The organism is Phytobacter sp. (assembly GCF_059074235.1).
Map to the genome: position 1 here is coordinate 1322427 of NZ_JCACPZ010000004.1, position 25685 is coordinate 1348111.

Genomic DNA, 25685 nt, shown 5'->3' on the forward strand with positions numbered 1-25685 from the left:
ATAAACAAACACCAATAAAACTTAAAATAAAATGCATGGAAAGTTATGAATAACGGAGGTAAATATATTCATGAAAAAAATAACATCAATATCATAAGTAATGAATCGGTAATACATTAAGTTAAGTATATTGAAAATCACAAAACACTCTTTTTCAGAAAATTGAATACACTTAAATAATGTCATGAAAAAAGAAAAAACATGGATACTACAGAAAATTCAGGTACAGGGTATTGTTGATGACAAACAATATCCCGCCGGAACACTGGTGTTCTTCACGGCTTCCGCGCCCTACATTCCAGTGTTTGAGCCGAATGGAAAAAATGACATTGCTCTCAGCTTTGTTCGACATGAGGAGGCCTGGTGGATTGTGAATCACTCGAGCGAACTGTCCTGCGCCGTTAATGATCAGATAATAGAACCTCATCACCGCATGCGACTTAACGATAGTGACAGAGTGGAATGGGGCCTGTCGTCCTGGCTGCTAATCCGTGCCAGTGATGAGTCATATTCCGATGTTCCACAACCTCAAATAGCCCAACCGGCAGAATCGGTGGTTAAATATCTGGATCTGGACTGGTTTAAACAGCAACAACTTAACCCGCAAAACCCGTTTGATATTATTCCCGTGAGGGAGAATGCGAACACTTGTGCAGGACAACAAGCCAATAATCCGCTGTATCAACTCTACCTCGAATATCAGCAAGCATTGCACTCTCCCGAGCAGGAAGCGCCTGCCAGGAATGGGTCGCATCTCCTGAACGAAGACCTTGTCATTCAGGATTTAACATCCCTGTACGAACAGAAAACATATAACAATGCATTGCAAGACATGGTAGCGGGTGTGCCCGGAATTGATGCCATTCTGGATAGTCTGGATATTACTGGTGAAGATGAAATGACCTGGCTGGAGGCAGAATCACTGCCCGATATCCTGCTTTTACTTTCCCCTGAACTCATTCGCAAAACCACACATAGCAACACACTGCCCGACCTGACTCAACGAGAGCACCATATCATCGGCATCGATAGCCACTACCGAATTACCCCTGCACAGAAAAACGGAGATAGCTCACATGAACAAAACTAACAGGCTCCCTGCCACCCTCACTGCTCTGTTGGAGGAACGATCTATTGAAGAGGGAATTATGTTGGCAGAGCAGCAGGTAAGGGAAAATCCGGCGAAGGCACTCTACCGCAACGTTCTGTTCCAGTTATTGTGTGTGGTCGGCAACTGGCCACGAGCACTGCATCAACTTCAACTCGTCGTCAGGCTGGATGCTAGCTACACGCAGGAAGCCAGACTGTATCGAGAGCTTGTACGCTGCGAAATCTTCCGGCACAGCGTCTTTCAGGGTGACCTGCGCCCAGTTTTTCTTCTGCCGCAACCCACCTGGATGGAGCCACTCCTGGCGGCCCTCGCCTGCAAGAATGATGGCAAGAAGATCGATGAATGCCGTAATACCGCATTGAAATTGATAAGAGATACAGGTGGGGAGTGGAGCGGCGGGAGATTTGACTGGGCAAGTGACAGCGATTCCCGTCTTGGCCCCGTGCTGGAACTGGTCACTGGCGGCGTATATGTCTGGCTGCCGTTTTCTCACATTCGCTCACTGGAGTCAGCACCGCCGGAGCGCCTGACTGATTTGCTCTGGGCACCAGCCAACATCACGCTGGTGAGCGGTAAAATATGTAGTGCATGGATGTTTACCCGCTACAACGGTTCGGAAAACGCGTCAGATGCCCTGCGCCAGTGCAAGGAAACCCAGTGGCAAGACGGCCCCGGAGAAACCACCGTACGTGCACAAGGGCAGAAAGTCTGGCTTACCAGTCACGGTGATATAAGCCTGCTGGACATGACTCAGTGCATTTTTCACAACCTGGAAGGTGATTCCCTATGACTGCCCCCCGCATGACATCAGCAGACCCACTGCTGCCCACACTGTTTGACAGGCTTTGTGACAATGCCCCCTATCAGAAAAATGATCGGAGGGTCAACGTCACGCCGGTCCAACTGAAAGAGATTATTCGACGAGATCTCTCTTATCTGCTCAATACCATTAACCATGAGGACGATATTGATGCCGGGCGCTATCCACAGGCGGCGGCGTCAGTCCTCAACTACGGCCTGCCGCCACTCGCAGGTTGCTTCATGTATGAACATAAGTGGGGTGATATCAGTCAGGCAATCCGAAACACCATCATCCGCTTTGAACCACGGTTAATAGCCTCTACGCTCCAGGTGACACCGTTGCTGGATGAAGTCAGGCAGGGCAGCCACAACATCATACAGTTTGAAATTCGCGGACAGATACTGACGCAGCCGTATCCCACCGGGTTTTTAGTTCGAAGCGCGCTGGATATGGAACAGAGCCGCATTACATTTTTTTAATACAAGGCATTATTCATGGATCCACGGCTTCTGGAATATTACAACCGTGAACTAAGCTACCTGCGCGAGACTGGCACTGAGTTCGCCATTCAGCATCCCAAAATTGCCGCCAGGCTAGGTATGCAGGGCACCGATATTGCTGACCCGTATGTGGAACGTATGATCGAGGCATTCAGCTTTCTGACGGCCCGCACCCAGCTAAAAATTGATGCTGAATTTCCCCGCTTCACACAGCGTCTGCTGGAAGTCGTCAGCCCTAACTACGTCACGCCAACACCATCGATGGCGGTAGCAAAGCTGTTCCCGGATAAACAGGAAGGCGATCTGGCGAAAGGTTTCACTGTTCCTCGCGATACTGCGTTCTTTTCTCACATACCGGAAGGCGAAAATACAGCATGCCAATTCCGTAGCAGCCAGGATGTCACACTGTGGCCGATATCCATAGAAGAAGTGAGACTAACAGCAGCACCACCGGACATGCCCGCCCTCCACCGCTATCTGCCACCCAATATCCATGTCGCTGGGGCGCTGCGCATTACCTTGCGAACCTTTGGGGAACTGACATTTAATGAGTTATCTGGGCTCGACAGACTCCCCTTTTACCTCTGTGGTGAAGAGCGTACAGCGTCACATCTTTTTGAACTCCTGCACACCAGCGTAGTCGCTACAGTGGCAGGAGAAGCCGGTCACTTTGAAGATGAACTGGATGTGAATCTGAAACATCCGTTGGAGCATGAAGGGCTGAGGCCGGGTCAGGGGCTTTTGCCGCTCGCCTGGAATGTCTTTCACGGCCACAATCTTTTGCACGAATTTTTCGCTTGTCCGGAGCGGTTTTACTTCTTCACCCCAACCGGATTATCCATTGGGCTGCAAAAAGTGAAGCGCAACATTGCAGAAATCGTTGTGCTGCTTAACCGTCTGCCGCCGGACTGGCTTATTCATCAGACTAATGCGGCGCAGTTCAGCCTCTTTTGTACGCCGGTGATTAATCTGTTTCCGCGTACCACAACCCGGGTCGAAGTCACTCACAGCGTAACCGAACAGCATCTCGTGGTGGATCGCACTCGCCCACTGGATTACGAAGTGTTTTCGGTCCAGGAAGTGGAAGGACTTGAAGCCGACACAACCCAAAAAATACATTTTCGCCCTCTGTACCACACGCGGAATAATGATGAAGGCAACCACGGTCGCTATTTTTCATTACGCCGCGAGCCGCGTCGCCCATCGGAAAACGCACGCCGTTATGGAACCCGTACGTCCTACACAGGTTCAGAAGTTTTTTTGTCACTGGTCGATCAGCATGAAGCACCCTATCCGGAGAACCTGCGTCATATCAGTGTTACGGCCATGGTGACTAACCGCGATCTACCGTGCCTGCTTCCCCGCAATGGTCAAGATGATCTGACCGTAGATGCAGCCATCCCGGTTGCAAGCGTTGGCCTTATCAAGCCGCCACGCCCACCGCAACCGCCACTGGCCGAACGTGAAATGGCCTGGAGATTGATCCGCCAGCTATCGTTCAACTATCTGCCGTTAGCCGATATGGATCACCGTAACGGTGGCCAGGCGCTGCGAGATTTGTTGAAGCTGTTTATTCCGCTCCACGACAGCCCACAATCACGCCAGGTGAGTAGTCTGATTGGCTGCAAGACCACACCAGTAACACGTCGCCTGCCGGGTTCTACTCTTCTGGTATATGGTCGGGGCGTCAGCTGTGAACTCACTGTAGATGAAGAAGGGTTTTCAGGGATTAGCCCTTACCTGTTCGGGCTGGTACTGGAACATTACATTGCCCGGCATGTATCCATTAATACGTTTTCGCAAATGACGCTGATCTCGATCCAACGCGGGCCCATTGTGACCTGGCCTGTAAGAACCGGACAACGGGGTAGCGTATGACAAGCGCACTTGACCAGGTACAAAAAGCCCCCTGGCGCTACGGATTTCTGAACTTAATGAGGCGGGTGGATGCACTGCTCTGTGAGGCATCGCCGGGCAGTAGTTGGCAACCACAAATGGAAAAATTTCGCCTGGGGCAGACACCAACGATGACCTTTGCGCCACGCGAAATCGCCCAGGTCAAATGGCTGGAAGGTCGTCTACACCTGAGTTTGTATAGTCTCGGATTATGGGGGCCAAACGGTCCTTTACCGTTGCACTTTACGGAACTCGCGCTAAATCGCGCCGAGAGCCGTCACGATCCGACACTGGTTGATTTTTCCAATATTTTTCACCATCGATGGTTGACACAGTTCTGGCAGGCATGGCGCTGTGGGCAGTCTGCCGGTGGTGGGCTGGATAAACCAGAACACGATCGTTTTGGATTTTATATCGCCAGCCTCAGTGGGCAGGATTTACAAGAGAGTACCGAAAGCCCGCTTTTGGATCATGTTCGCCTTGCCGCCTCAGCCCACCTGGTTCGAGAATCCCGTAATCCTGATGGACTGACTGCCACACTGGCAAACTATTTCAGCGTCCCTTTTGAGATAGAAGAATTCACTCTGCAATGGATATCAGTGGCAGACGATGAAATCACACGTATTGGTGCGCCAGTCCAGTCCTCGGTTATCGGCAACGGCGCGCTTATCGGCCAAGCGGTACCGGATATGCAGTATAAATTTCGCCTAATCATCGGCCCACTCGAGCTGGAAGAGTACCTGCGCTTTCTCCCTCGTGGCAAAAATTTGCCTGCTTTGACAGAGCTTGTACGCGCATTTATCGGTTTCGAATTTTGCTGGGAAATTGAACTCCAGATGAAATCCTTTTCCGCTCCCTCAGCAGTGCTTGGCGCTACGCAGCGGCTTGGTTGGACGACCTGGGCAGGTAAAGCCATACATAACCATCCGGTTACCGGCATGATTTTTGAACCTGAACACGACTTGACAGATTAAGAGTAACGATATGGAAATGATCCTGACTGAACCGGTAAGTACTGAACAACCCTGCGGTCCCGATCTGGAGTACGATCCGGAGTACCTGCTCCTGTTCAGTCGTGCCGCGCCCCAGCCAGAGGCGCAGTATGGTGATTTTGTCAGCACACCTGAAACCGTGAACTGGGCAGAAATTGAGCGTGATGCACGCCGCCTGCTGGCGAGAAGTAAGGATATTCGCGTGTTGATCTTGCTGTTACGCAGCCGTATCCAGCAGGCTGGTGCTCTGGGGCTGGCGGAAATGCTTACTCAAATTGCGGAACTGAGTGCGATTTGGTCTGACACGCTTCATCCGCAGTTGCTCACCAGCGAAGACAATTCCGTAGAATCCATAGAGGATGCATTACTGGCGCGCAGCAATGCACTGTCGGCGCTTTTGGATCATGAAGGCGTAATGGCAGACATTCGTAGTATCACGCTTTCAAATAGTGCCGCACTACGCCTCCAGGTGCGTGATGTTGAACGTTCAGTATCTATCCCACGCCCAAATGATGCACTTGCTGCTGAATCTGTTCGTCAACAACTGGCCGACCTTGAAGCTCGTGGGGCATTACCACTCACGGCATTTCATCAGGCGCAGGAAAGTACAGAGCGACTACAAATGTGGGCGCGGGGAACATTAAAAGATCTGGCGCCGGATTTTTCGCGTCTGCAAGAGCTGTTAGTACTCCTGCCTGGCATGGTAATGACATCCACAACTCAGAAGTCGCCGCCAGATGCATCAACGCCCATACCAGACATGACCAGTGCCATTATGATTAATCACATTACGACAGAACTTGTTCCACCTGTCTGCGCACTCCCCGACATATCCATCCTACCCCGCCCTGAACCGGTAGCCATTCGCGATCGTAACGATGCACTGGAGCGTTTGAAGGACATTCGTCGCTGGTTTGAGGAAACTGAACCCAGCAGTCCGACCATTCCGCTATTACGCCAGGCTGAGCGACTGGTGGGAAAACGTTTTTCGGAAGTGATTAGCGAAATACCGATTGAGTTGCTGGAAAAATGGGATCGGCCTGAGTGTTAAAATAGATAAAAATTATCTGGCTTAAATCGTAACTGTCTTGAGTTGATAAGATCTACGTAAAAGTGCATTACGCCATGCCAAGGGGAGTAAGATACGGATTTTATTAAGGAAAACTGGTGCCGATAAGAGGAACAAAAACAAGACGTAATGCATTGATTTAATTGATATAAATTAACATAAAGTGAAGGGGTGCCCCCAAAAAGACCCCCTTCATAACTGTATACGAAACTCTGTTCTATTACGTCTTAATCAATCAAAAAATCCCACAATTTCCTCAATGTATGGAAGTTTTGATTTCCACCTTTCATATACTCATCACACATTTTTTCAAGATCATCATCGTCTATTGACAGGATAAAACCTCTTCCATCATTTGCGGTGTCAAGACAACGTTGTCTAAATGTTTTTTTATCTTCAATCTTCCTACATACAAGAATACCTACATTTCCCCTATTCCTTGAGAACCGACCAGATAACTGATCTAACTCAGGATTAGCAATTTCTGACGTGTAGTTTTTACACTCAACATAAATTCTAGGACATGTGTAATGTTGCGAAAGCCAATGAAAGAAACCATATTTAGCTTCATTATTATAAGTAATATCAATCCTCTTTCTACCATCATGAATTTTGTGCTGTTTCGTCGGATAAGATAATGAAGGATAAAATATTGCAGAAAATATTTCCTCAATGAGATCTTCGTACTCCCCAGCTTGTTTTGCCCCAGTCTTTAATAATTTTAATTTTTTGAGGGTTGGATAGATATCAATTTTGTCCTCAATTTCTTCTAACCTATTGAAAACTTCATGTGATAATGGTGCAGATGGATTTTTTTCTTTATGTTGTTTGTAATCTTCAAATACATCAGGTCGTTGTAAGGTTTGATTTATTACAGAGGGCTTATCACTTCCATATCTATTTTTTAAACTTTTTTTAGTTACTCGCCTATCGCCGTTTTTCAAAACTTCAACCAAGGAAGAGTTATTTCTTAAATGTTCATCTTGCATTTCCGGCAATAAATAATGGTTATAAAACTCATCATATTGCAAACATAACCTATGTCTAACCAATAGTTTAGGAACCAATATAACTTTCCCATAACGGGTCATTGGTAAGGATACAAATTCACTATACCACTTACCTTCATGTGGATCCCATATTGGACCGGAATCAATATTAGGTGTTAACTTTACACCATAATACTCACATATTTCCTGAGTATACTTTATTAAAGGCCCCCTTAAGATATTGCTTACTGCATCAGAAATCATGTCAGTACCGATGCCTGATATTAGTAGCGCTGTATCTTCAAGATCTTTTAACAACCCAGTAGTGACGGCTTTACTTTGAGTTAGAGCGTTCCAAACCGAATGAGCTGAACCAGCACCAAAACCATGGCCACGAGATCTTTCGGACGAGTATCCTAAATGAAATTCATTTCTCTCATTCAATGAGGCTAGCAAATTTTGGGCTTCAGTATTTTTGCCATTCTTAATTAATTTTAAAACCTTCTCAAAAAAACTTTGCAAATGAGAAGTCAGCTCTTGTCCCCAATTCGAATCTAAGGATTTAATAGCACCTGGATCTAGAAACACTGGTATATCGGTATCTAGTGGTATATCAACAAAATCCAAATAAGCTTGAGAACGATTGAGTTTGAAATATTCCGAAAAGCGCATAAAGACTCCTAAAATTCGAATGATTTTTCAAAAAAAACCATAAGGCTACAGAGAATCAATTACAAATCAATGAAGTGGGGAACTGCTATAGCTGAGATATTTTATGTTGAACTATCAAACTCATCATCTCAAGTAAAGATAAATATGGCAAGCATGTATCGTGGAAAAACGGTTGAGAAACTATTGCCTCATCTATCAAAACCCCCAGTGAATATCAAGAAAAATAAAAAATATATCATCACTTAAAATCACTTGATGACCAAAATCGCACTACACCGCACCCGCCTGCCACTTTCATATCTAGCATTTTTTTCAGTTTTCTTTTCCTTCAAATCATACGCCCGTAGTGCGCCATTGCTGGCTTCTTCCGTCAAAATACCTACTGAAAAGATTGAAAGAAATTTCAGTTTTTTTCAGTTTTCGGTCCAGTACCGTTAACGCGAAAACTCAATATCAAATTGATTTATAAAGAATTTTTTATTTTTCGTGGAATTTAATAGCAGAGGTGAGAGAATTATTAGTGACAAAAAAAATGGCAACCCATTTAAAAACAACAGGTTGCATAAAGTAGCATTGAAATAAAAACTGTAAACCATTCATAGCATGAATGCTGAAAAAAACGTTTTTATGCCTTTCTTTTATGCCGAGTGACCACAGGTTTCAATAGTTCAAGGGCTGCTTGCTGTCGTTCTTTTTTTTCCTCTTCCTGCGCATTAACGAGAAGGTCAATCATATTCTGGCGATTCTGAGGTAAGGTTCCATCAACAACGATTTTCAGTAACTGACCATGTGTTTTCGCGCTTGGGCTAAGGGTATGTGAAAACGTCAAACTCATTACAAATGTATGGCCACATTCGACAGAACTACACGCGCAATAAAGGTCTGAAACTTTAGGATGTTTACGGTTAGTTTTCGTGATTTTCGCAACTTCACCGCACTCAGGGCACATAATGCGCATTACCCTCATATTGCTGACTCCTAAGTTTTTTAAAAGCTTGCCTGCCAGGGATAAAGCCCCAACGGCCGGATTTGCTTATGCTTTTATGTCCATTACTGGTAACGGAGGTAACACTGGCAACATCATTGTTTTAAAAAGGAAAAATCCGTTACCAGTGCCTGTTTATTAGTGGTAACACGAGGTAACACACTCTGGATTGTTACCAGTGTTACCAGTCATCATTTTTAACTGGTAACACCTGAACACCTTACCGCGTCTGGTTGTTACCTCTGTTACCAGTGTTACCTCATAAAAATAAGACTCACGCGAAATTAGTCTTCTTCCGGATCGCCTAGCACGTTGGTGCTGAACTGATATACCCGCTTGAGGCCTATTTCTGGCAGGCGCATGTTTATCTGGGTGCGGCCGTCCTTACCCGCCTCAAGCCAGCCTGCATTAACACAAAGTCGTGCAACCTTACGGGCATCAAACCCTTTGCAGATTTCCTTCCACCCGGATGGCAAGACATAGAAGGTGGTCACCGTTTCCGTGTTCGCTGAACCTTTATCCACCTTGCGGAACCCCATCATTGCAATCGGGCGGTTTTTATCGTCATGCCAGTCAGCAAAACGGCTGTACTGGTTGCGCGTGAAGAAATCCCTCACCTGCTCCAGCGCCGCCCTGTCCTCCTGGTTTGCCGAGTGCCCGCGGTCTGCCATCCATGCCGCCAGACAACGTTCAGCCGCTGCAAAGGCTTCCCCTTCCGGCCAGCCCGTTATGCCTGCACGTGTGGCCAGCTCTCCGGCCATCGCCACCAGGGCAAAACGGGTCACTGCCCGCCCGACCTGGTTCCCCGCATCCTGAGGCGTCAGCCTGCGCGTGAAATCTTTCAGTATCGCCTTAGCCTGACTGGTCACCTCCGGCAGTGAGGCCGTGATGTGGCGCAGCCAGTCACGGAAAGGTGCACCATGGAACTGCGCCACACTCTGCTCAAGATGTTCAGACAGGGCTTTTCCGCCCGTAAAGCCGTGTAGATCCTCAAACACCCCATACTTACCGGAATCACTGGGGATCTGAATCATCCTCACTTCAACCCCGGCATAGGTACGCTCGCCCGCACTGGCCGCATGCTCCACCAGTGACAGTTCCCCCGTAGACAGGAAAAGCAGATTCCAGCGATTTGTTTCACGGACAGAACCATCCGTTCGTGCCCTGGCTTTCCCCTGTCCGTTGGCCAGCATGTAGGCGATATTCCCGGCTTCTCGCCCGTCGACTTCACGAATCTCATCCAGCATCAGCGTGGCATCATTTCGGCGGCTGGCTGTACCTTCCAGCGCGTTTCCCGTCGCCCTCCATGTATGCCAGAAGTCGGTTCCGCCACAGACTGATGCGGCTACTTTCATGGTCGTGGTTTTCCCATCCGTGGATTCCCCTTTGAGGTGATATCCGCCGCCTCCCATACCCACCAGTTGCAGCAAGGGGGCGGCAAAAGACAGACTCACGCTGAATGCCAGGCGAGCATTGCCCACACAATAGCGCGCAATATGCTCCCGCCAGTCTTCTGACGTTCCACTCACACGGAAATCTCTTCCCTGTACACTTGACGTCTGGAGAATGACTGACCGCGCATCCCGCCCGATTACTTCATCCTGGAGGACATACACACCGCCATGCCACCCGGTTTTATTCACACAGGTGACTTTGTTTTCTGGTTTGCACAGGGAGATGTATTCCATCAGGTGTGCGCGCGCTGCGCCATTAACGTTGATGTATGAAAGGCCGTTAACCAGAAGCACACGGCGCAACTCTTCGCCGCTACCACCCAGCATTTCCATCGGCATAGCCCATTTGCGGCTGCTTCCATTTGTGTCATCCCATTCAAGGAGCCGCCCGTAATTACTACCATCCGCATCACTGGTGATGGCCGTTACCCGGATTGGGCTGCAAATTTTGATGTTACGGATTTCGGTATCGCCGTCTGACTTATTAACCAGTTTGTCGTACCACAGATATTCCTTAGTCAGACGGAAACCTTCCGGCAGTCGGGTCAGACCTTTGCCGTGGAGGGTCATTTCCTCCCTGAATGCCTCACGAGCGCGCTCCAGCCCGACCTCCTGACGGAAATCATCCCAGTCAGCTTTATGCCGTGTCGGCGGTAGTGTTACCCATGCACTCACTGCTTTCGCCGCTTTCTCAGCCCATATACGCCCGGTATTTTCCTTACCATCGAGTAAGTCGTTATCACCCGCTATTACGATCCGGATATCAGGCCATTTTTGCCGGATTCTCTCTGCCACTCTGACCAGATTAGTGGCGGCTACAGCAGCAACCACCCAGCTGGAAGACAGCCGCGATACCGTCAGTGCAGTGGCAAAACCTTCTGTAATGATGACCTGCTCAGGAGGCGCTGAAGGCATCTCAGTCAGAGCAATAAATGCCCCGGTAAGCTGACTCCCCGGCAGAAGATTTTTTTCACCTTCCGGGCTGATGAGCTGGCCACCCGTGATTAGCCCGTCAGTTTCAGCCAGGGCAAGCAAAAGAGAGCCAGCCGGGAACACTGTTCCGGCTACCGTCACAGAATGCCCCAGCAGCGCTGACACATGGCCAAACAATCCACGCCCGGTCAGGTATGGGGTTTCTCCCTGGACAGAGGTTTTCTCTAACTGGTGAAAACGTGCTTTGCCATTCGCTTTCCGCACCGCTTCATTCCTGGCAGGCGCAGCGGGTTTGATGCCAGCCTCCGGCATGGACAACGTTCCGGCGACCAGACCTGAGACTTCCAGTACACTTTTGCCCGTAACAAGACGAATAAGATCCAGCCCGTCACCGTTTCCACACTGGTTACAGAACCAGGTCCCCCGCCCTTCTTTATCATCCAGGCGAAAACGGTCTGTTCCGCCGCATTTCGGGCAGGCTCCGTGTCTGTGTCCTGCCGGAACGGTAATACCGAGCGCTGAAAGGATATATGGCCAGCGACCACGGGCAGCAGTGGATACCTCACTAACAGTTTGCAGTCTCACTGGCTCGTCTCCCTTTCGTCACTCAGCACAAATTCATAACCAGCGGGCAATTCGCCGTCCGGGGCGCCAAAAATAATGTCGCGGTAGACTTCCCGCATTTCGGTGACACCTTCCACGGACAGGCGTAATGCTTCACCCATAAAGCCAGGAACCAGCATTCTTTCAAGCATTTCAGCCGCAAGTCTGTTGCCATCTTCCATCCCGAACTCGTCCATCCAGGGGGCTTCAATGTGGAATAGAATATTCAGCGCAACTTTTTCAGTCGTCAGAAGCACTGTTTCGCCATCCTCAATGTAAACAGGTTTCCCGTTCACACGGGTCATGAGGGAGATAAATGCTTCAGCCACATAACGGCGTAACAGCGCGGTGCGAAATGCCGGGGTCATTACTGTTTCACTGGTCATGATGGCCTCCCTGTAGGGTGCTGGTTTCTTTCACAACGCCATCGAGTAGTTCAGCAAAACAGGCAAACATAGCCGCCACACCCTCAGTGGACACCGTACTTACGCCGGAACTGCCTTTATCTGATAACGCATCTGCCAGAAACTCACTGGCCAGCGCGACTCTCAATAGACGGTTTTCCCCTTCGTCGGACAGGGTGCAAGGCAAGCAATGTTGATTGAGATGTTTCATGCGTTCACCTCCACTGGCAGACGTCCGGCAAAACACAGGATGAAGTCAGCGACAAGACGCAGCCGTGCATCATGTTCATTGCATGCAGTGATACGAACAGGAAAAGGACGCGAGGTGCAGTCAGCACGGCGCACAGCAAGAAAAAGAAAGGTAAATTCAGAGTAAAAATAAGCAGGGATCGAAGCCATAGCGGCAACCTCCTTCAGATAGCGGTTAACGCCACCACCGGAGTTCCTACGCTCATGGGTGGTAGCCCGGACGGGGGTAGGAATACCGGCTCTGAAGGATACCGGCCAGCCCGAAAGCTGCCCCGCCCGGACTACCATAATTTTGACAATGTGGCGTAAGAGGCAGAGAAACGCCATAAAACACCACACCATAAAAAACAGGTGTGTCAGAGCTGCGACATAAAAAAACACGCCAGGCGCGTGTTGTGTCGCCTTCAGATTACACGGGTTCCTACGCCCGGTTGCCGATTTTGCGGCAACGCCGAGACTATAGCCTGCCGAATTGTTGCGGTGCAAGAAATTTATAACCGAATCTGGTCGATTGAATAAAATTAAAAAAGCTGCCATGCTCAAAATCCAATGAAGTTTAACTTATTAATATGTCGTAATTGCCAACCAGACCCGCGTAATGCGGGTCTTTTTGTTTTCTATATTCACTCAACAAGTTCAATTGAATGCTCATCTACTGCGGCATAAAGTTCCGGATTGCCCAGTGCATACCCTTCATTGCGAAGATAGGAATGTACGTATTCGCAGTTATCATCATCAAATTCCGCTCGAAATAACCGAGAATTGGCCTGCGTGTAAATATGCAAATTACTGAGTGTGGTCACGGCTAGTCGCTTACCAGGCATAAACGGCGGGATAAAAGCAAAGCGTCCCGCAATAGAACTGGTGGCCATTTGTGCCGCACTGACATTCGCCGGACGGTCAGCTGCATTAAACAAGCGAAGACGCTGTTGCGCGGCCAGTTCGGCACCAATTAACACAACGAGGCGTGGATCTTCACGGTACGGTTCAGCAATCAGATTGTTAATAAGATGGTTCGCCAGTAAATCGATATTTTTCCATTGCCCCGTTTCACCCAGCGTCAACGGTTCCGAAACAATCTGTTTCCCTTCCATATAATCTTTTGCGAGGGCATGCCAGCCAATATTGACATCCTCACCTTTCTTATTTACTTCCGGATCGGTTGTTTCTGAAATAGATGAACCATTGAAACCAATTCGCAGCATATCCAGTGAATAAGCCTGGCTGAAAAAGGTATCTATGGCATCATCAAAATTACTGGCATGACCAAGGTTGTAAATATCCGACATTTCACCGTAACCGATGGTGGCACTGGTATCCGTTTCCGAAAGCCAAAATTCCGTTCCGTTTATCGATACTTTTTTACGAAAGCGTCCGCCATCAACCCGGCCAGTATGAAGCTCACTGGCTCCAGTATTGATAGCATTGCCGGAAACTGCATTCACATCACGAAGTGTGATTTGCTCCATCATCCAGCCTGATTCCAGTATAGATGCCCGGAGAATATTTTCTTTATTACCATCAAGGGAAAAACGACGCCCCTCATAATAATTACCATTTACAGACTTTTTCTTTTTTTCATGGTAGCGACGTGCCGCATCGGGCTTTTCAACTTTAAAAGCAAACATAAATCACCTTTTTAATTAATTTGAGAAGATTCTTTTTTTCTGTTCAATACGTTTATTTCTTTCTAGAACAGATAAAACGTACTCATCCGCATTCACCTGTGAGCGAAGAAAATCATTCTCAACATGGTAATAATGCTTATATGCCTGCGACTTTAAAACACCGCCATTCGCCAGCTCATAACGATCCATGGGTAGCGTACATTTTTTAGTAATCTCTCGAACGGCTTTTGTAAGTTCATCAAGGGCTTCGCAAGTAAACCTTACAGCATTTACGGCATCACTTTTCTGTAAAGCGCAGATTAACTCTGTTGAAATACGTGTTGCTTTATGAAAAGAATGGAGCAACGGTAAATTAACCCCATTACCAATGTAAGCCGCCTCGTCTACCAACAAACCCGCAATGGATTTGAAGTGAAATAATCGCTCACTGTGTTCAGCAAGGCGACTCTGCGCCATTTTATACTTGTGTTCCGCATCCGCACGTTCTGTTCGTCCGGCTCTACGTGTTTTCACTTCGGAGATGCTTCGACTCACACCAGTGGCCTGATTGACATCGAGTTTCGCTTCATGAACAGCTCTCTGACGGACACTCAACTCCTTATCTTCAATGCTACATAATTTAGTGCAACGGGAGAGCAGCAAGTTAATTTCCTCTGCGGTTGCTTCCGTATCAGGAATATTTAACCCGGTTATAGAAGTGAGTTTTTCACCTTCATAACGAAGTTTATTCAGGGTGAAAATCTCAATAATACGAGATACACAAGCCGCATCCGAATGTAGTTCGTTGAAAGGGATAACGTCATACCCTTGGATATTGCTTACATGGATGTCTTTTTGAAAATGAAAAGAAACACTACAACTTTGATCTAAATCTAAATTCATTACTTAACCCCAGAAAGTTAATTATAAAAATAAGTTATTTAGCCACAGAGTGGCTATCTCTCCATGCATAATAATCTCCAGCACGCCAGCGTGACATCCTGCCTAACTTTATTGGTTTAGGAAATCGTCCCAATGAGATCAATTTATAAATCCATTTATCCGTAAACATACAATCGGAAGTAATGAATTTCATATCAATTAATGCATCTAAATTAGGCCTTACATACTGATTGAATGGATTTGTATTCACAATTCCTCCCATACTGTTCATCATTTATCGTCAACATGGGTAATCTAGTAGGAACAGGAAAACAAATTAAGAGTGAGTAATGAGATATAAACCTTAAATCTATTACTCACCCCTTTTGTTATTAAAATGTTAAATCAAAGACTAAACTTGAGAGCTTTTCTCAATAACTTAACAATCTCATCTTCCGATAAAGGCGCTTCGCCATCTTTCCAAAACTGGGACCTTCTTTCCCAGAGAAGCTCACCCCACTTCGTAGCATTTTTAGAGCATATTTCAGGTGATTGTTTGTAAAGAGAAATAGCTGCCATTAGAACAGACTCTCTTTTTAATGCATGACGTTCTTTCTGGGCAAGGCTTTGTGATGAGTAGCTATACTCTCGTTTCTTAGGTGCTAAATCCCCATCCAGATAAATATCGAAAAGTTTATCAAAACCGTTTTTATCTATGTAAAGCTGCGGAGCATAAGAAATGGTTTTCAGTGACCGGCATCTTATAGGAAGTGATTCACTACCATCACCAAAAGGAATTAATTCATTAATTTTCAGTAAGGGAAGGATATTTTTCCTTAAACAGCTTGCAATATAATGAGAGTTTATACTCCAGAATCCATTCAGTTCATATTCAGTATTTGCAGAGATACCCATCTCATTCCAATAAAAACTTGGTGTAGCGCCACACCATTTACTGAACATAACATAATCACTAAATTCGTTATTGCTCTGATTATATGATTGAATAGCATTACCCAGTTCATTCACTACAAATAACTGAGTAGTAAACCCTTCATTCTCATCTAAATTAATTGTTATTGAAATTTCATATTTTATGCAATCACGAAGTATATCTGATAAGCGCAAATTAACTCGTTTCGCAACATCATCCAAAGGTAAAAATTTATCCATTCTAAATCTCACTTGAATTTAGAAAATCAGAATACCATTGCATCATTTCTCTACGACCTTCGAGATACTGTGCATGGTTGTAAATTCCACGAATTGAATTTTTATCAAGGTGGGCAAGTTGAGTTTCAATCCATGCACTGTTAAATCCTTTTTCGTGCAAAATTGTGCTCATGGTATGCCTAAAACCATGGCCGGTAACCCGCCCCCCATACCCTATGCGCTTAAAAAGCTGATTTATACTGGCTTCACTCATGAACTTACTGGGATCGTTACGACCGGGGAACATCAGCGGATAATTCCCTGTCAATTCTTTCAACCTTTCAAGATGGACTAAGGCTTGTTTTGACAGCGGAACAATATGAGCACGACGCATTTTCATGCGCTCTTTAGGGATTTCCCATACAGCGTTATCGAAATCCACTTCACGCCATTCAGCTGCGCGTAGTTCTCCAGTTCTCAATCCTGTCAGAATAAGCAAATGTGCCCCCAATAAAACGATGGGGCTTCCAGTGTAGGCATTCAGTGCCGTGAAAAATTCAGGCAGTTCGCTGGCTTTAAGGAAAGGATAATGAACGGCCTCATGCCCTTGCATTGCACTAGCGAGATCAGGCGCAGGATTATAGATAGCCCGCCCCGTTACGATGGCGTAGCGGAAAACCTCTCCACAACGCTGGCGAACTTTCTTCGCTTTTTCCATCGCCCCTCTTGCTTCTATCAGCCTCAGGACATCCAGTAGCTCCAAAGGCTGAATGCCAGCTATAGGACGGTGGCCAATATGCGGGAAAATATCTTTATCAAATGCCTCAAGAATGTCGGAAGCGTAGCCCTCTGACCATTTAGGCGACTTCATCTTATGCCACTCTAACGCAACCTCTCTGAACGGGTTGAGGATCTCAGTGGAAGCGGTTAAAGCCAGCTTCTTTGCTTTCTTTACTTCACCGGGGTCTTCACCCGCTGCGAGTAGTTTCTTTGCCTCTTCGCGTTTTTGTCTGGCATCAGCAAGAGAGACGGTGGGATAGACACCAAAGGACAGGCGTTTCTCTTTACCACCAAAACGGTACTTCATACGCCAGTAGCGCGAGCCATTGGGTTCAACTTGGATATACAGACCACCACCATCAGATAGCTTGTAGCTCTTCTCTTTTCCTTTCGCGGCTTCAACCTTTCGGGCATTCAGCATCATTGGGGGCACATTTCCTAGACCGAACAGAACATGCCCCTGATTGTGCCCCCAAAGGCATGTTGATTTCAATAGATAGAGGTTGACGTCAAATGACTAAAAACAGGTAAACCACTATGTTTTTAAAGGGTTTTATTGATGTTAGTTGACTTGAGAAAACTAGGGGATGGTGCCGATAAGAGGAGTCGAACCTCCGACCTTCGCATTACGAATGCGCTGCTCTACCAACTGAGCTATATCGGCCCTGAGAGGGACGGATTCACGTTGTGAACCACGGGGCAAAAGGTTAGATCTAACAGGGTGATGCGTCAATGCCCTTGAGAATCAAACGGCTACTTTTGCATCACCCTGCAGTTATTTAGGCACGAATGGTATCGTCGCCGAAGCCAATCCATTTGTAGGTGGTCAGGGCTTCGAGGCCCATCGGGCCACGTGCGTGCAGCTTCTGCGTGCTCACGGCCACTTCCGCGCCGAGGCCAAACTGGCCGCCGTCGGTGAAGCGTGTGGAGGCGTTAACGTACACGGCAGACGAATCCACCTCGTTAATAAAGCGGTCCGCATTGCGCAGCGTACGCGTCAGGATGGCATCTGAGTGCTGGGTGCCGTGCGCGCGAATGTGGGCGATGGCATCATCAAGATCGGCCACAATCTTCACATTCAAGTCCAGCGACAAAAACTCGTCGTCGTACTCTTCCGCTTTGACCGGCACAACTGCTGCCGGGCCGGATTGCAGCGTCATCAGCGACTGTGCGTCCGCATGCAGCGTCACACCGCTTTCCGCCATCTGCTTACTCAGCGCGGGCAGGAAGGTATCTGCAATGCTCTGATGCACCAGCAGCGTTTCCACGGTGTTACAAGTGCTCGGACGCTGGGTCTTGGCATTGACGATGATTTTCAGCGCCGGGGCGAACTCAGCGGAATCATCCATGAAGATATGACACACGCCGATGCCACCAGTGATCACCGGAATGGTGGACTGTTCGCGGCACAGCTTGTGCAGGCCAGCGCCACCACGCGGGATCAGCATGTCGATGTATTTGTCCATGCGCAGCATTTCGTTGACCAGCGCACGATCCGGGCTTTCAATAGCCTGCACCGCACCGGCTGGCAGGCCGCACTCTTCGAGCGCCTGCTGAATCACTTTCACCGTGGCGGCGTTGGTCCGCCAGGTCTCTTTGCCACCGCGCAGAATCGCGGCGTTGCCGGTTTTCAGGCATAAAGAGGCAACATCTACGGTGACGTTCGGGCGGGCTTCATAAATCACGCCAATCACGCCCAGTGGCACGCGGCGACGTTCGATGCGCAGTCCGCTGTCCAGCAGACCGCCATCCATCACCTGCCCTACCGGGTCAGCGAGTTTACAGACCTGGCGAACGTCGTCCGCAATCGCTTTTAAACGCGCCGGGGTTAGGGCCAGGCGATCGAGCATCGCTTCGCTCAAGCCGTTACGGCGAGCTTCCAGCACGTCCTGCTCGTTCGCCAGCAGGATCTCTTCGGTCTGGGCTTCCAGATAGTCGGCAATTTTTTCCAGCACGCGGTTTTTTTCGCGGCTGGAGAGCAACGCCAGTTTGTACGACGCTGCTTTGGCAGCAATGCCCATTTGTTCCAGCATACTTCTGCTCCTTAACGGATGATCATGTCATCACGGTGCACAGCCACCGGGCCATATTCATAGCCGAGGATGGAATCGATCTGCTGCGAGTGATGACCCGCAATACGGCGCAGCGCGTCACTGTTATAACGGGTGACGCCGTGGGCGATATCGCGACCTTCGAGATTACGAATACGGATAACTTCACCACGGGAGAAGTTGCCTGTCACGTTTTTAATCCCTTTAGGTAACAATGAGCTTCCGCGTTCCAGAATCGCGGCGGTTGCCCCTTCATCCACGGTAATCTCACCTGCTGGCGGCGCACCAAAGATCCAGCGCTTACGATTCTCCAGCGGAGAAGCCTGAGGGTGGAAACGGGTTCCGACGGGCGTGCCTTCCATCACGTCGCCAATCACGCCAGGTTTGCTACCCGCTGCAATCACCGTTTCAATGCCCGCACGACAGGCGACGTCAGCGGCCTGCAGCTTAGTGCCCATTCCGCCCGTGCCGAGGCCAGAGACGCTGTCGCCCGCAATGGCGCGCAGAGCATCGTCGATGCCGTAAACGTCTTTGATCAGTTCAGCGTCTGGATTATTACGCGGATCGGCCGTGAAAAGCCCCGGCTGATCGGTCAGCAACAGCAATTTGTCGGCACCGGCCAGAATCGCGGCCAATGCAGAAAGGTTGTCGTTGTCACCAACTTTGATTTCAGCCGTAGCGACAGCGTCGTTTTCATTGATAACAGGAACAATATTGTTGTCGAGAAGCGCACGTAAGGTGTCGCGGGCGTTGAGGAACCTTTCCCGGTCTTCCATGTCGGCGCGAGTCAGCAGCATTTGCCCAATATGGATGCCGTAAATAGAAAAAAGTTGTTCCCACAGTTGAATCAGGCGGCTTTGCCCAACGGCAGCTAAGAGTTGTTTCGAGGCAATGGTAGCGGGCAGTTCCGGGTAACCCAGGTGCTCGCGCCCGGCAGCAATAGCGCCAGACGTAACGATAACAATGCGGTGCCCTGCGGCGTGTTGTTGTGCGCACTGGCGAACCAGTTCAACAATGTGGGCGCGGTTCAGGCGGCGTGAGCCACCTGTTAACACACTGGTGCCTAATTTCACGACCAGCGTCTGGCTGTCACTCATGATTCTCTGCCGTTCAACGTGTAAGAAAAAAAGTAAACAGCCTTTGTAACAGGATCAGCGTCAACTTCCAACTGTGAGTTTTCACAACTTAAGAAAATCCTTGAAGCCAATCAGAAAGTCTACTTACAAAACTTGACGTTTTTATTACATAAGATGTAAAACACGATTTCTAAAAAATAAATAAGAATTGTCATAAAACTTTAATTCGCAGACGTTACAACCTCACCTGAATTTTTCAAGTGAGCGGTGACGCTCGGTGAATCGAAGCGCGTTAATTAAAAATAAATCAGGAAACATAATGAAAAAAACTACTTTGGCATTAATGATGATTGGCGTTGGCGTTGTTTCTGCATCTTCACACGCAGCGGAAATCTACAACAAAAACGGTAACAAAGTTGACCTGTATGGCAAAATCAAAGCCATGCGTTATATCAGCGAAGATGATTCCAACAACGTCGATAAAACCTACGTTCGTCTGGGCTTCAAAGGTGAAACGCAGATCAACGATCAACTGACCGGTTTCGGTCGTTGGGAAGGCGAATTCGCTGGCAACAATGAAGAAGGTAACGCAAACTCCTTCAAAACGCGTCTGGCGTTCGCTGGCCTGAAAGTGAAAACTTACGGTTCTGTCGACTACGGTCGTAACCTCGGTATTCTGTACGATGCAGAAGCAGCAACCGATATGTTCCCGGAATTCGGTGGTGACTCACTGGGTCGTACCGACAACTTCATGGCCAAGCGTACCACTGGTCTTGCTACTTACCGTAACACTGACTTCTTCGGTGCAGTTGAAGGCCTGAACTTTGCCCTGCAATATCAGGGTAAAAACGAGCAGGGTCGTACCTCTGCCAGCAACATCATGAAACAGAACGGTGACGGTTACGGTACCTCTCTGTCTTACAACTTTGGCGGCAGCCCGGTAACTGTTACCGGCGCTTATGCTAACTCTGACCGTACTGTTGCTCAGGAAGGACTGGCACTGGCTCAGGACAGCAAAAACGCAGAGGCCTGGGCGACCAGCGTTAAATATGATGCAAACAACCTCTACCTTGCTCTGATGTATGCCGAGTCTCTGAACATGACTCCAGTATCCACTCTGGGCTTTGCTAACAAAGCACAGAACTTTGAAGCGGTTGCTCAGTACCAGTTCGACTTCGGTCTGCGTCCGTCCCTCGGCTATGTCATGACCAAAGGTAAAGACCTCGAAGGTTACGGCGACCAGGATCTGGTTAAATACATTGACGTAGGTGCGACTTACTACTTCAACAAAAACTTCTCTGCCATGGTCGATTACAAAATCAACCAGATTGACAAGTCTGACTTCACCACCAAAGCAAAAATCAGCACCGACGACATCGTTGCTGTTGGCGTGACTTACCAGTTCTAAGTCTTGCCTGCATAAAAAAACGCCCTTCATTGAAGGGCGTTTTTGTTTGAATCATCTTGTAACGCGATTCAGGCAGTGAGCTTAATTTCATCAGCGAAGTTATCTGCAGGCTCCAGTTTCAGTTCCAGGGTGGCAAGCAGGTCACGCGCACGGCCATGAAAATCCCGCAGCGTGTATTCCAGTCTGTCAGTCACTTCTGAATCTTTAATCGCCGTTGGCTTCCATTCCCCTTCTTTATCGAACAGTCCAAAATGATAACTGTAGGTAAAGCGGTCTTCCTGTGCTTCCATCTCCATCCACCAGCCCCAAAACTCACGCTTCTCAGGTGCTGGCTTTACATTGACGCATACGGCCAGGCAATCGAAAAAAAAGCGATTGTCTGCACACTGCTCTTCCCGAATATAAGGGCCAAGCGCGGTAAACTTTTTAATGAGTCTGCTCTTCGGATGTCCACTCGGTAACGTCATTGCGATCTCCTTTTGTGATGCAACTGTTTTACCAAACCAATAGAAATTAGCAATCTATTAACCTAATCAATTAACGGAATCTATTACTGATCCACGCCGTGATATCGCGCAACGCTTTATCAAAATTGCGGTAAACCGGATTAAACGGGATCTCCAGCAATTTACCTTCCGAAGATGACGAGGTGATTAATCGCGACTCTTCCTCTGGGCTGAACGGATCATCTTTCCAGAAACCCGAGAGCATAGGAGTGGGACAACGACGGCCCAGTAGCCCCTGAGTTTTCAGCGAGTAACGGTTAAGCTCAACATGCAGTGCTTCATCTGACGCATCGTGCATACCGAGGCGGCTGGCGAGCACATCCATGTACATCTCAGGAATGTGCCCCAGTTGCTGCGGATTCGCCATCAGCGCGTGTACCACCGGCCCCAGACAGGCAACAGCTTTCAGCCTCGGTGATTCGAGGTAGCCCAGGCGCACCGCCACGTTGGCGCCAAAACGGAAACCAAAGGCCGCCACACGGGTATGATCGACCCACGGAATATTGGGCAACGCTTGTAAGACATGTTGATGAAGCAGGCTGGAGTCCTGGGTCAGTTTCCACTTGGAAGAGAATCCCACGGAGGGCATGTCGAGCGTCAGCATCGCAATCCCCTGCGGAGCAAAATAGCGTTCATACAGGGTGTAGTAATCGCTTTGCAGATGATCCAGACCACCACACATCAGAATAGTAGGGAACGGCCCCTCTCCTTCAGGCATATGCAAGAAGCCGACGACCGATGAGCCGCCTGGAATCGCAAATTCCATCTCACGCATTTTTCCCGGCAAACGCTGCGCAGCCTCTTCATAAGCGCGATTTGCCAGCGCCTGAGCCTGATCGGCCAGCACATCGCCCTTTATATGCGGATACGCCGCAATGCTGTAGAGATTAGAAGCATGCAGCCAATGGCGCCCACTCAGCGCTGGGTCTTGTTCCTGGTTCGCTTTTTGCTGCCACAACATGGCCTGGGTAGACCATTCGTAGATCCAGTTGCCACCGCGATACCCCACGACCGTGTCGTAAAGTTCCGGGCTGGTGCGTTCAGCCTCGCTCATCACAATGCGGGATTGCACATCCATGATCTCTCGGGGGTCAACACCACGCCACACCCACATCAAGCGGTTGATCATGCGATACCACTGCGGGGCATTACTGCCATCCAGCGTGGAATCGATGTGTGCTTTTGTACCCGAATTAAAACGGCGCACCAGCGTCGACGTTTCCGGGTGCTTAAAACGCGGTTTAAACAAAGTTTCGCTGAGGTTAGCTTGTGCCATGTACGCAGCCTCCATGATGAACGTCCTGGCAGCTATTGTAACCCGGCATGCGCTAAAAAGAACAACGCCCGGCAAAGCCAGGCGTTGGAGATAACAAAGATGTGATTAGCGTGAGGAAATCGGCGGTACGAAGACGACGCCCATGTCCCACGGTTGCTCAATCCAGGTATCCTGCGGGATATCAATCACATAATCATCAACCAGCGGGCGACCCGCCGGCTTCGCAAAAATGGTCACAAAATGCGCTTTTGGGTACATTTCGCGGATAGCGACTGCAGTACCGCCGGTATCCACCAGGTCGTCAATCACAATAAAGCCTTCACCGTCGCCTTCGGCGCGTTTGAGGACTTTCATCTCACGCTGGTTGTCGTGGTCATAGCTGGAGATGCAAACGGTATCAACATGACGAATACCCAATTCGCGAGCCAGTAACGCCCCCGGTACCAGACCGCCACGGCTGACGGCGATAATGCCTTTCCATTGCTCAGACGGCATCAGGCGATTTGCCAGTTTGCGTGCGTGAATCTGCAACATGTCCCAGGTGACGACGTATTTTTCGCTCATGTGAAGTGTCCCAGCCTGTGTATCTACGGCTTAAAAAGTGTTCTACGGGGAAATAGGTTGCGCGAGATTATAGAGATCTGACGCACTAAAAACCAGTGCTACCCGGTATCTATGGGGCTTTTTACGCGACGCGTACTAACAGGAGGGGAATAAAGTGGTATTCTCAGGGCCATCTCGCAAGCCCGTCTTGTGATGTCCGTTTATTTAACCCCATGACCTGTAAGGTATCTTTCGCAGGTCTCTCGAAGGAGACGCATCGTGTCTGAACTGTCTCAACTGTCGCCACAGCCACTGTGGGACATTTTTGCCAAAATCTGTTCTATCCCCCACCCGTCTTACCATGAAGAGCAGCTTGCTGAGCATGTGATGAGTTGGGCGAAAGAAAAAGGCTTGCATGCAGAGCGCGATCAGGTCGGCAATATTTTGCTGCGCAAAGCCGCAACTGCAGGGATGGAAAACCGCAAACCGGTAGTTCTGCAGGCGCACCTCGACATGGTGCCGCAGAAAAACAACGACACCGTGCATGACTTCACCAAAGACCCGATTCAGCCCTATATTGATGGCGAATGGGTGAAAGCTCGTGGCACCACGCTGGGTGCAGATAACGGCATCGGTATGGCGTCCGCACTGGCGGTTCTGGCTGACGACAGCGTTGAACACGGCCCGCTGGAAGTGCTGCTGACCATGACCGAAGAAGCCGGTATGGACGGCGCATTTGGTCTCCAGGCTAACTGGCTGCAGGCTGATATCCTGATCAATACCGACTCCGAAGAAGAAGGCGAGATCTACATGGGTTGCGCCGGGGGTATCGACTTCATCACCACCCTGCCACTTTCCCGTGAAGCCATTGCGGCAGGCACTCAGACCTTCAAGCTGACGCTGAAAGGGCTGAAAGGCGGCCACTCCGGCGGCGACATTCACTTAGGTCTCGGCAACGCCAACAAACTGCTGGCTCGTTTCCTGGTCGGCCATGCCGCAGAACTGAACCTGCAACTGGTCGATTTCAACGGCGGTACGCTGCGTAACGCCATCCCGCGTGAAGCGTTCGCGACCGTCACCGTTCCGGCTGACAAAGCAGAACAGCTGAAAACGCTGGCAGCGACTTACCAGGGCATCCTGAAAAACGAGCTGGAAATTAAAGAGAAGAACCTGGTGGTCCTGCTGGAGAGCGTGTCCAGTGACAAACAGGCGCTGACCTCTACGTCCCGTGATGCATTCATTCAGTTGCTGAACGCTACCCCGAACGGTGTTATCCGCAATTCTGACGTGGCGAAAGGCGTGGTGGAAACCTCCCTGAACGTTGGCGTGGTCACCATGCAGGACGACAATGTAGAAATCATCTGCCTGATCCGTTCGCTTATCGACAGCGGCAAAGATTACGTGGTGAGCATGCTGGAATCTCTGGGTCACCTGGCGGGCGCGAAAACCGCACCGAAGGGCGGCTATCCAGGCTGGCAGCCGGATGCAAACTCCCCGGTTATGCACCTGGTGCGCGAGACCTATCAGCGTCTGTTTAACAAGACGCCGAACATCCAGATCATTCATGCCGGTCTGGAATGTGGTCTGTTCAAAAAACCGTACCCGGACATGGACATGGTCTCTATTGGGCCGACCATCACCGGTCCACACTCTCCGGATGAACAGGTTCATATCGAAAGCGTAGGACAGTACTGGACGCTGCTGACTGAGCTGCTGAAATCCATTCCGGCGAAGTAATACGCTGA

Annotated in this window: 24 protein-coding genes and 1 tRNA gene; 8 read left to right on the top strand and 17 right to left on the bottom strand. The window is 49.0% G+C overall.

Annotation, left to right across the window (positions count from 1 at the left end; genetic code table 11):
• Positions 1 to 184: 184 nt before the first annotated feature.
• The 6 genes from tagK to AC5JPW_RS10255 are packed head-to-tail and all read left to right on the top strand — an operon-like array spanning position 185 to position 6352.
• Positions 185 to 1090: a type VI secretion system-associated protein TagK gene (gene tagK, locus AC5JPW_RS10230; RefSeq protein ID WP_494240024.1), complete on the top strand. Its 906-nt coding sequence runs from the start codon at positions 185 to 187 to the stop codon at positions 1088 to 1090.
• Positions 1077 to 1901: a type VI secretion system accessory protein TagJ gene (locus tag AC5JPW_RS10235; protein WP_494240026.1), complete on the top strand. Its 825-nt coding sequence runs from the start codon at positions 1077 to 1079 to the stop codon at positions 1899 to 1901. The genes tagK and AC5JPW_RS10235 overlap by 14 nt, the downstream gene beginning before the upstream one ends.
• Positions 1898 to 2392, top strand: a complete 495-nt coding sequence (gene tssE / locus AC5JPW_RS10240) for a type VI secretion system baseplate subunit TssE (protein ID WP_494240028.1) — start codon at positions 1898 to 1900, stop codon at positions 2390 to 2392. The genes AC5JPW_RS10235 and tssE overlap by 4 nt, the downstream gene beginning before the upstream one ends.
• A gap of 15 nt (positions 2393 to 2407) precedes the next feature.
• Positions 2408 to 4291 carry a type VI secretion system baseplate subunit TssF gene (tssF, locus tag AC5JPW_RS10245; RefSeq protein ID WP_494240030.1) on the top strand — a complete coding sequence of 628 codons (1884 nt, stop codon included), beginning with the start codon at positions 2408 to 2410 and terminating at the stop codon, positions 4289 to 4291.
• Complete coding sequence (gene tssG / locus AC5JPW_RS10250) at positions 4288 to 5283, top strand: type VI secretion system baseplate subunit TssG (protein WP_494240032.1); 996 nt, start codon at positions 4288 to 4290, stop codon at positions 5281 to 5283. The genes tssF and tssG overlap by 4 nt, the downstream gene beginning before the upstream one ends.
• A gap of 10 nt (positions 5284 to 5293) precedes the next feature.
• Positions 5294 to 6352, top strand: coding sequence for a type VI secretion system protein TssA (locus AC5JPW_RS10255; RefSeq protein ID WP_494240034.1), 1059 nt, complete (start codon positions 5294 to 5296; stop codon positions 6350 to 6352).
• A 245-nt stretch (positions 6353 to 6597) separates the two neighbouring features.
• On the opposite strand, the gene AC5JPW_RS10260 is transcribed toward AC5JPW_RS10255, so the two are convergent.
• The 14 genes from AC5JPW_RS10260 to proB form a co-directional block, all read right to left on the bottom strand.
• The gene (locus tag AC5JPW_RS10260) at positions 6598 to 8031 is read right to left on the bottom strand and encodes a DUF8370 family protein (RefSeq protein ID WP_494240036.1); all 1434 of its coding nucleotides are present in this window, start codon (positions 8029 to 8031) and stop codon (positions 6598 to 6600) included.
• A 625-nt stretch (positions 8032 to 8656) separates the two neighbouring features.
• Entirely contained in the window at positions 8657 to 8998 is a 342-nt protein-coding gene (locus AC5JPW_RS10265; protein WP_494240038.1) for an Ogr/Delta-like zinc finger protein, read from the bottom strand.
• Positions 8999 to 9300: 302 nt separating this feature from the next.
• Positions 9301 to 11988: a DUF927 domain-containing protein gene (locus AC5JPW_RS10270; RefSeq protein ID WP_494240040.1), complete on the bottom strand. Its 2688-nt coding sequence runs from the start codon at positions 11986 to 11988 to the stop codon at positions 9301 to 9303.
• Complete coding sequence (locus AC5JPW_RS10275; protein ID WP_494240042.1) at positions 11985 to 12392, bottom strand: DUF5375 family protein; 408 nt, start codon at positions 12390 to 12392, stop codon at positions 11985 to 11987. Before AC5JPW_RS10275 ends, AC5JPW_RS10270 begins: the two co-directional genes overlap by 4 nt.
• A complete protein-coding gene (locus AC5JPW_RS10280) occupies positions 12382 to 12621 on the bottom strand; it encodes a hypothetical protein (protein WP_494240044.1) in 240 nt (79 codons plus the stop codon). Before AC5JPW_RS10280 ends, AC5JPW_RS10275 begins: the two co-directional genes overlap by 11 nt.
• On the bottom strand, positions 12618 to 13196 hold the full coding sequence (locus AC5JPW_RS10285; RefSeq protein ID WP_494240045.1) for a host cell division inhibitor Icd-like protein: 579 nt from the start codon (positions 13194 to 13196) through the stop codon (positions 12618 to 12620). The genes AC5JPW_RS10280 and AC5JPW_RS10285 overlap by 4 nt, the downstream gene beginning before the upstream one ends.
• Positions 13197 to 13282: 86 nt before the next feature.
• Positions 13283 to 14287, bottom strand: coding sequence for a P2 family phage major capsid protein (locus AC5JPW_RS10290; protein ID WP_494240047.1), 1005 nt, complete (start codon positions 14285 to 14287; stop codon positions 13283 to 13285).
• A gap of 15 nt (positions 14288 to 14302) precedes the next feature.
• On the bottom strand, positions 14303 to 15169 hold the full coding sequence (locus AC5JPW_RS10295; RefSeq protein ID WP_494240048.1) for a hypothetical protein: 867 nt from the start codon (positions 15167 to 15169) through the stop codon (positions 14303 to 14305).
• Between the two features lie 34 nt (positions 15170 to 15203).
• On the bottom strand, positions 15204 to 15431 hold the full coding sequence (locus AC5JPW_RS10300) for a helix-turn-helix transcriptional regulator (RefSeq protein ID WP_494241198.1): 228 nt from the start codon (positions 15429 to 15431) through the stop codon (positions 15204 to 15206).
• 122 nt (positions 15432 to 15553) lie between these two features.
• Positions 15554 to 16321: a hypothetical protein gene (locus AC5JPW_RS10305; RefSeq protein WP_494240050.1), complete on the bottom strand. Its 768-nt coding sequence runs from the start codon at positions 16319 to 16321 to the stop codon at positions 15554 to 15556.
• A gap of 1 nt (position 16322) precedes the next feature.
• On the bottom strand, positions 16323 to 17504 hold the full coding sequence (locus tag AC5JPW_RS10310; RefSeq protein ID WP_494240051.1) for a tyrosine-type recombinase/integrase: 1182 nt from the start codon (positions 17502 to 17504) through the stop codon (positions 16323 to 16325).
• A gap of 164 nt (positions 17505 to 17668) precedes the next feature.
• Positions 17669 to 17744 (bottom strand) — tRNA-Thr (locus tag AC5JPW_RS10315).
• A gap of 115 nt (positions 17745 to 17859) precedes the next feature.
• Positions 17860 to 19113: a glutamate-5-semialdehyde dehydrogenase gene (gene proA / locus AC5JPW_RS10320; protein WP_494240053.1), complete on the bottom strand. Its 1254-nt coding sequence runs from the start codon at positions 19111 to 19113 to the stop codon at positions 17860 to 17862.
• An 11-nt stretch (positions 19114 to 19124) separates the two neighbouring features.
• Positions 19125 to 20228: a glutamate 5-kinase gene (gene proB / locus AC5JPW_RS10325; RefSeq protein ID WP_494240054.1), complete on the bottom strand. Its 1104-nt coding sequence runs from the start codon at positions 20226 to 20228 to the stop codon at positions 19125 to 19127.
• A 298-nt stretch (positions 20229 to 20526) separates the two neighbouring features.
• Between proB and AC5JPW_RS10330 the strand changes: the two genes are divergently transcribed.
• Positions 20527 to 21615 (top strand): porin, encoded by a 1089-nt coding sequence (locus AC5JPW_RS10330; protein ID WP_494240056.1) that lies wholly within the window; start codon positions 20527 to 20529, stop codon positions 21613 to 21615.
• Positions 21616 to 21683: 68 nt separating this feature from the next.
• Here AC5JPW_RS10330 and crl read toward each other — a convergent pair whose 3' ends face one another.
• The 3 genes from crl to gpt all read right to left on the bottom strand — a co-directional run bounded on the left by crl (position 21684) and on the right by gpt (position 23961).
• Entirely contained in the window at positions 21684 to 22082 is a 399-nt protein-coding gene (crl, locus tag AC5JPW_RS10335; protein ID WP_494240058.1) for a sigma factor-binding protein Crl, read from the bottom strand.
• 70 nt (positions 22083 to 22152) lie between these two features.
• Positions 22153 to 23397 (bottom strand): esterase FrsA, encoded by a 1245-nt coding sequence (frsA, locus tag AC5JPW_RS10340; RefSeq protein WP_494240060.1) that lies wholly within the window; start codon positions 23395 to 23397, stop codon positions 22153 to 22155.
• 105 nt (positions 23398 to 23502) lie between these two features.
• Complete coding sequence (gene gpt, locus AC5JPW_RS10345; protein WP_494240062.1) at positions 23503 to 23961, bottom strand: xanthine phosphoribosyltransferase; 459 nt, start codon at positions 23959 to 23961, stop codon at positions 23503 to 23505.
• Between the two features lie 258 nt (positions 23962 to 24219).
• On the opposite strand from gpt, the gene pepD reads away from it, so the two are divergent.
• Positions 24220 to 25677: a cytosol nonspecific dipeptidase gene (gene pepD / locus AC5JPW_RS10350; RefSeq protein WP_494240063.1), complete on the top strand. Its 1458-nt coding sequence runs from the start codon at positions 24220 to 24222 to the stop codon at positions 25675 to 25677.
• The last annotated feature ends 8 nt before the right edge of the window (positions 25678 to 25685 follow it).

Excerpts from the sequence above, each read along its gene's own strand:
- tagK (WP_494240024.1), top strand. The coding sequence starts at position 185 with ATGAAAAAAGAAAAAACATGGATACTACAGAAAATTCAGGTACAGGGT.
- AC5JPW_RS10235 (WP_494240026.1), top strand. The coding sequence starts at position 1,077 with ATGAACAAAACTAACAGGCTCCCTGCCACCCTCACTGCTCTGTTGGAG.
- tssE (WP_494240028.1), top strand. The coding sequence starts at position 1,898 with ATGACTGCCCCCCGCATGACATCAGCAGACCCACTGCTGCCCACACTG.
- tssF (WP_494240030.1), top strand. The coding sequence starts at position 2,408 with ATGGATCCACGGCTTCTGGAATATTACAACCGTGAACTAAGCTACCTG.
- tssG (WP_494240032.1), top strand. The coding sequence starts at position 4,288 with ATGACAAGCGCACTTGACCAGGTACAAAAAGCCCCCTGGCGCTACGGA.
- AC5JPW_RS10255 (WP_494240034.1), top strand. The coding sequence starts at position 5,294 with ATGGAAATGATCCTGACTGAACCGGTAAGTACTGAACAACCCTGCGGT.
- AC5JPW_RS10260 (WP_494240036.1), bottom strand. The coding sequence starts at position 8,031 with ATGCGCTTTTCGGAATATTTCAAACTCAATCGTTCTCAAGCTTATTTG.
- AC5JPW_RS10265 (WP_494240038.1), bottom strand. The coding sequence starts at position 8,998 with ATGAGGGTAATGCGCATTATGTGCCCTGAGTGCGGTGAAGTTGCGAAA.
- AC5JPW_RS10275 (WP_494240042.1), bottom strand. The coding sequence starts at position 12,392 with ATGACCAGTGAAACAGTAATGACCCCGGCATTTCGCACCGCGCTGTTA.
- AC5JPW_RS10280 (WP_494240044.1), bottom strand. The coding sequence starts at position 12,621 with ATGAAACATCTCAATCAACATTGCTTGCCTTGCACCCTGTCCGACGAA.
- AC5JPW_RS10285 (WP_494240045.1), bottom strand. The coding sequence starts at position 13,196 with ATGGCAGCTTTTTTAATTTTATTCAATCGACCAGATTCGGTTATAAAT.
- AC5JPW_RS10290 (WP_494240047.1), bottom strand. The coding sequence starts at position 14,287 with ATGTTTGCTTTTAAAGTTGAAAAGCCCGATGCGGCACGTCGCTACCAT.
- AC5JPW_RS10295 (WP_494240048.1), bottom strand. The coding sequence starts at position 15,169 with ATGAATTTAGATTTAGATCAAAGTTGTAGTGTTTCTTTTCATTTTCAA.
- AC5JPW_RS10300 (WP_494241198.1), bottom strand. The coding sequence starts at position 15,431 with ATGGGAGGAATTGTGAATACAAATCCATTCAATCAGTATGTAAGGCCT.
- AC5JPW_RS10305 (WP_494240050.1), bottom strand. The coding sequence starts at position 16,321 with ATGGATAAATTTTTACCTTTGGATGATGTTGCGAAACGAGTTAATTTG.
- AC5JPW_RS10310 (WP_494240051.1), bottom strand. The coding sequence starts at position 17,504 with ATGATGCTGAATGCCCGAAAGGTTGAAGCCGCGAAAGGAAAAGAGAAG.
- proA (WP_494240053.1), bottom strand. The coding sequence starts at position 19,113 with ATGCTGGAACAAATGGGCATTGCTGCCAAAGCAGCGTCGTACAAACTG.
- proB (WP_494240054.1), bottom strand. The coding sequence starts at position 20,228 with ATGAGTGACAGCCAGACGCTGGTCGTGAAATTAGGCACCAGTGTGTTA.
- AC5JPW_RS10330 (WP_494240056.1), top strand. The coding sequence starts at position 20,527 with ATGAAAAAAACTACTTTGGCATTAATGATGATTGGCGTTGGCGTTGTT.
- crl (WP_494240058.1), bottom strand. The coding sequence starts at position 22,082 with ATGACGTTACCGAGTGGACATCCGAAGAGCAGACTCATTAAAAAGTTT.
- frsA (WP_494240060.1), bottom strand. The coding sequence starts at position 23,397 with ATGGCACAAGCTAACCTCAGCGAAACTTTGTTTAAACCGCGTTTTAAG.
- gpt (WP_494240062.1), bottom strand. The coding sequence starts at position 23,961 with ATGAGCGAAAAATACGTCGTCACCTGGGACATGTTGCAGATTCACGCA.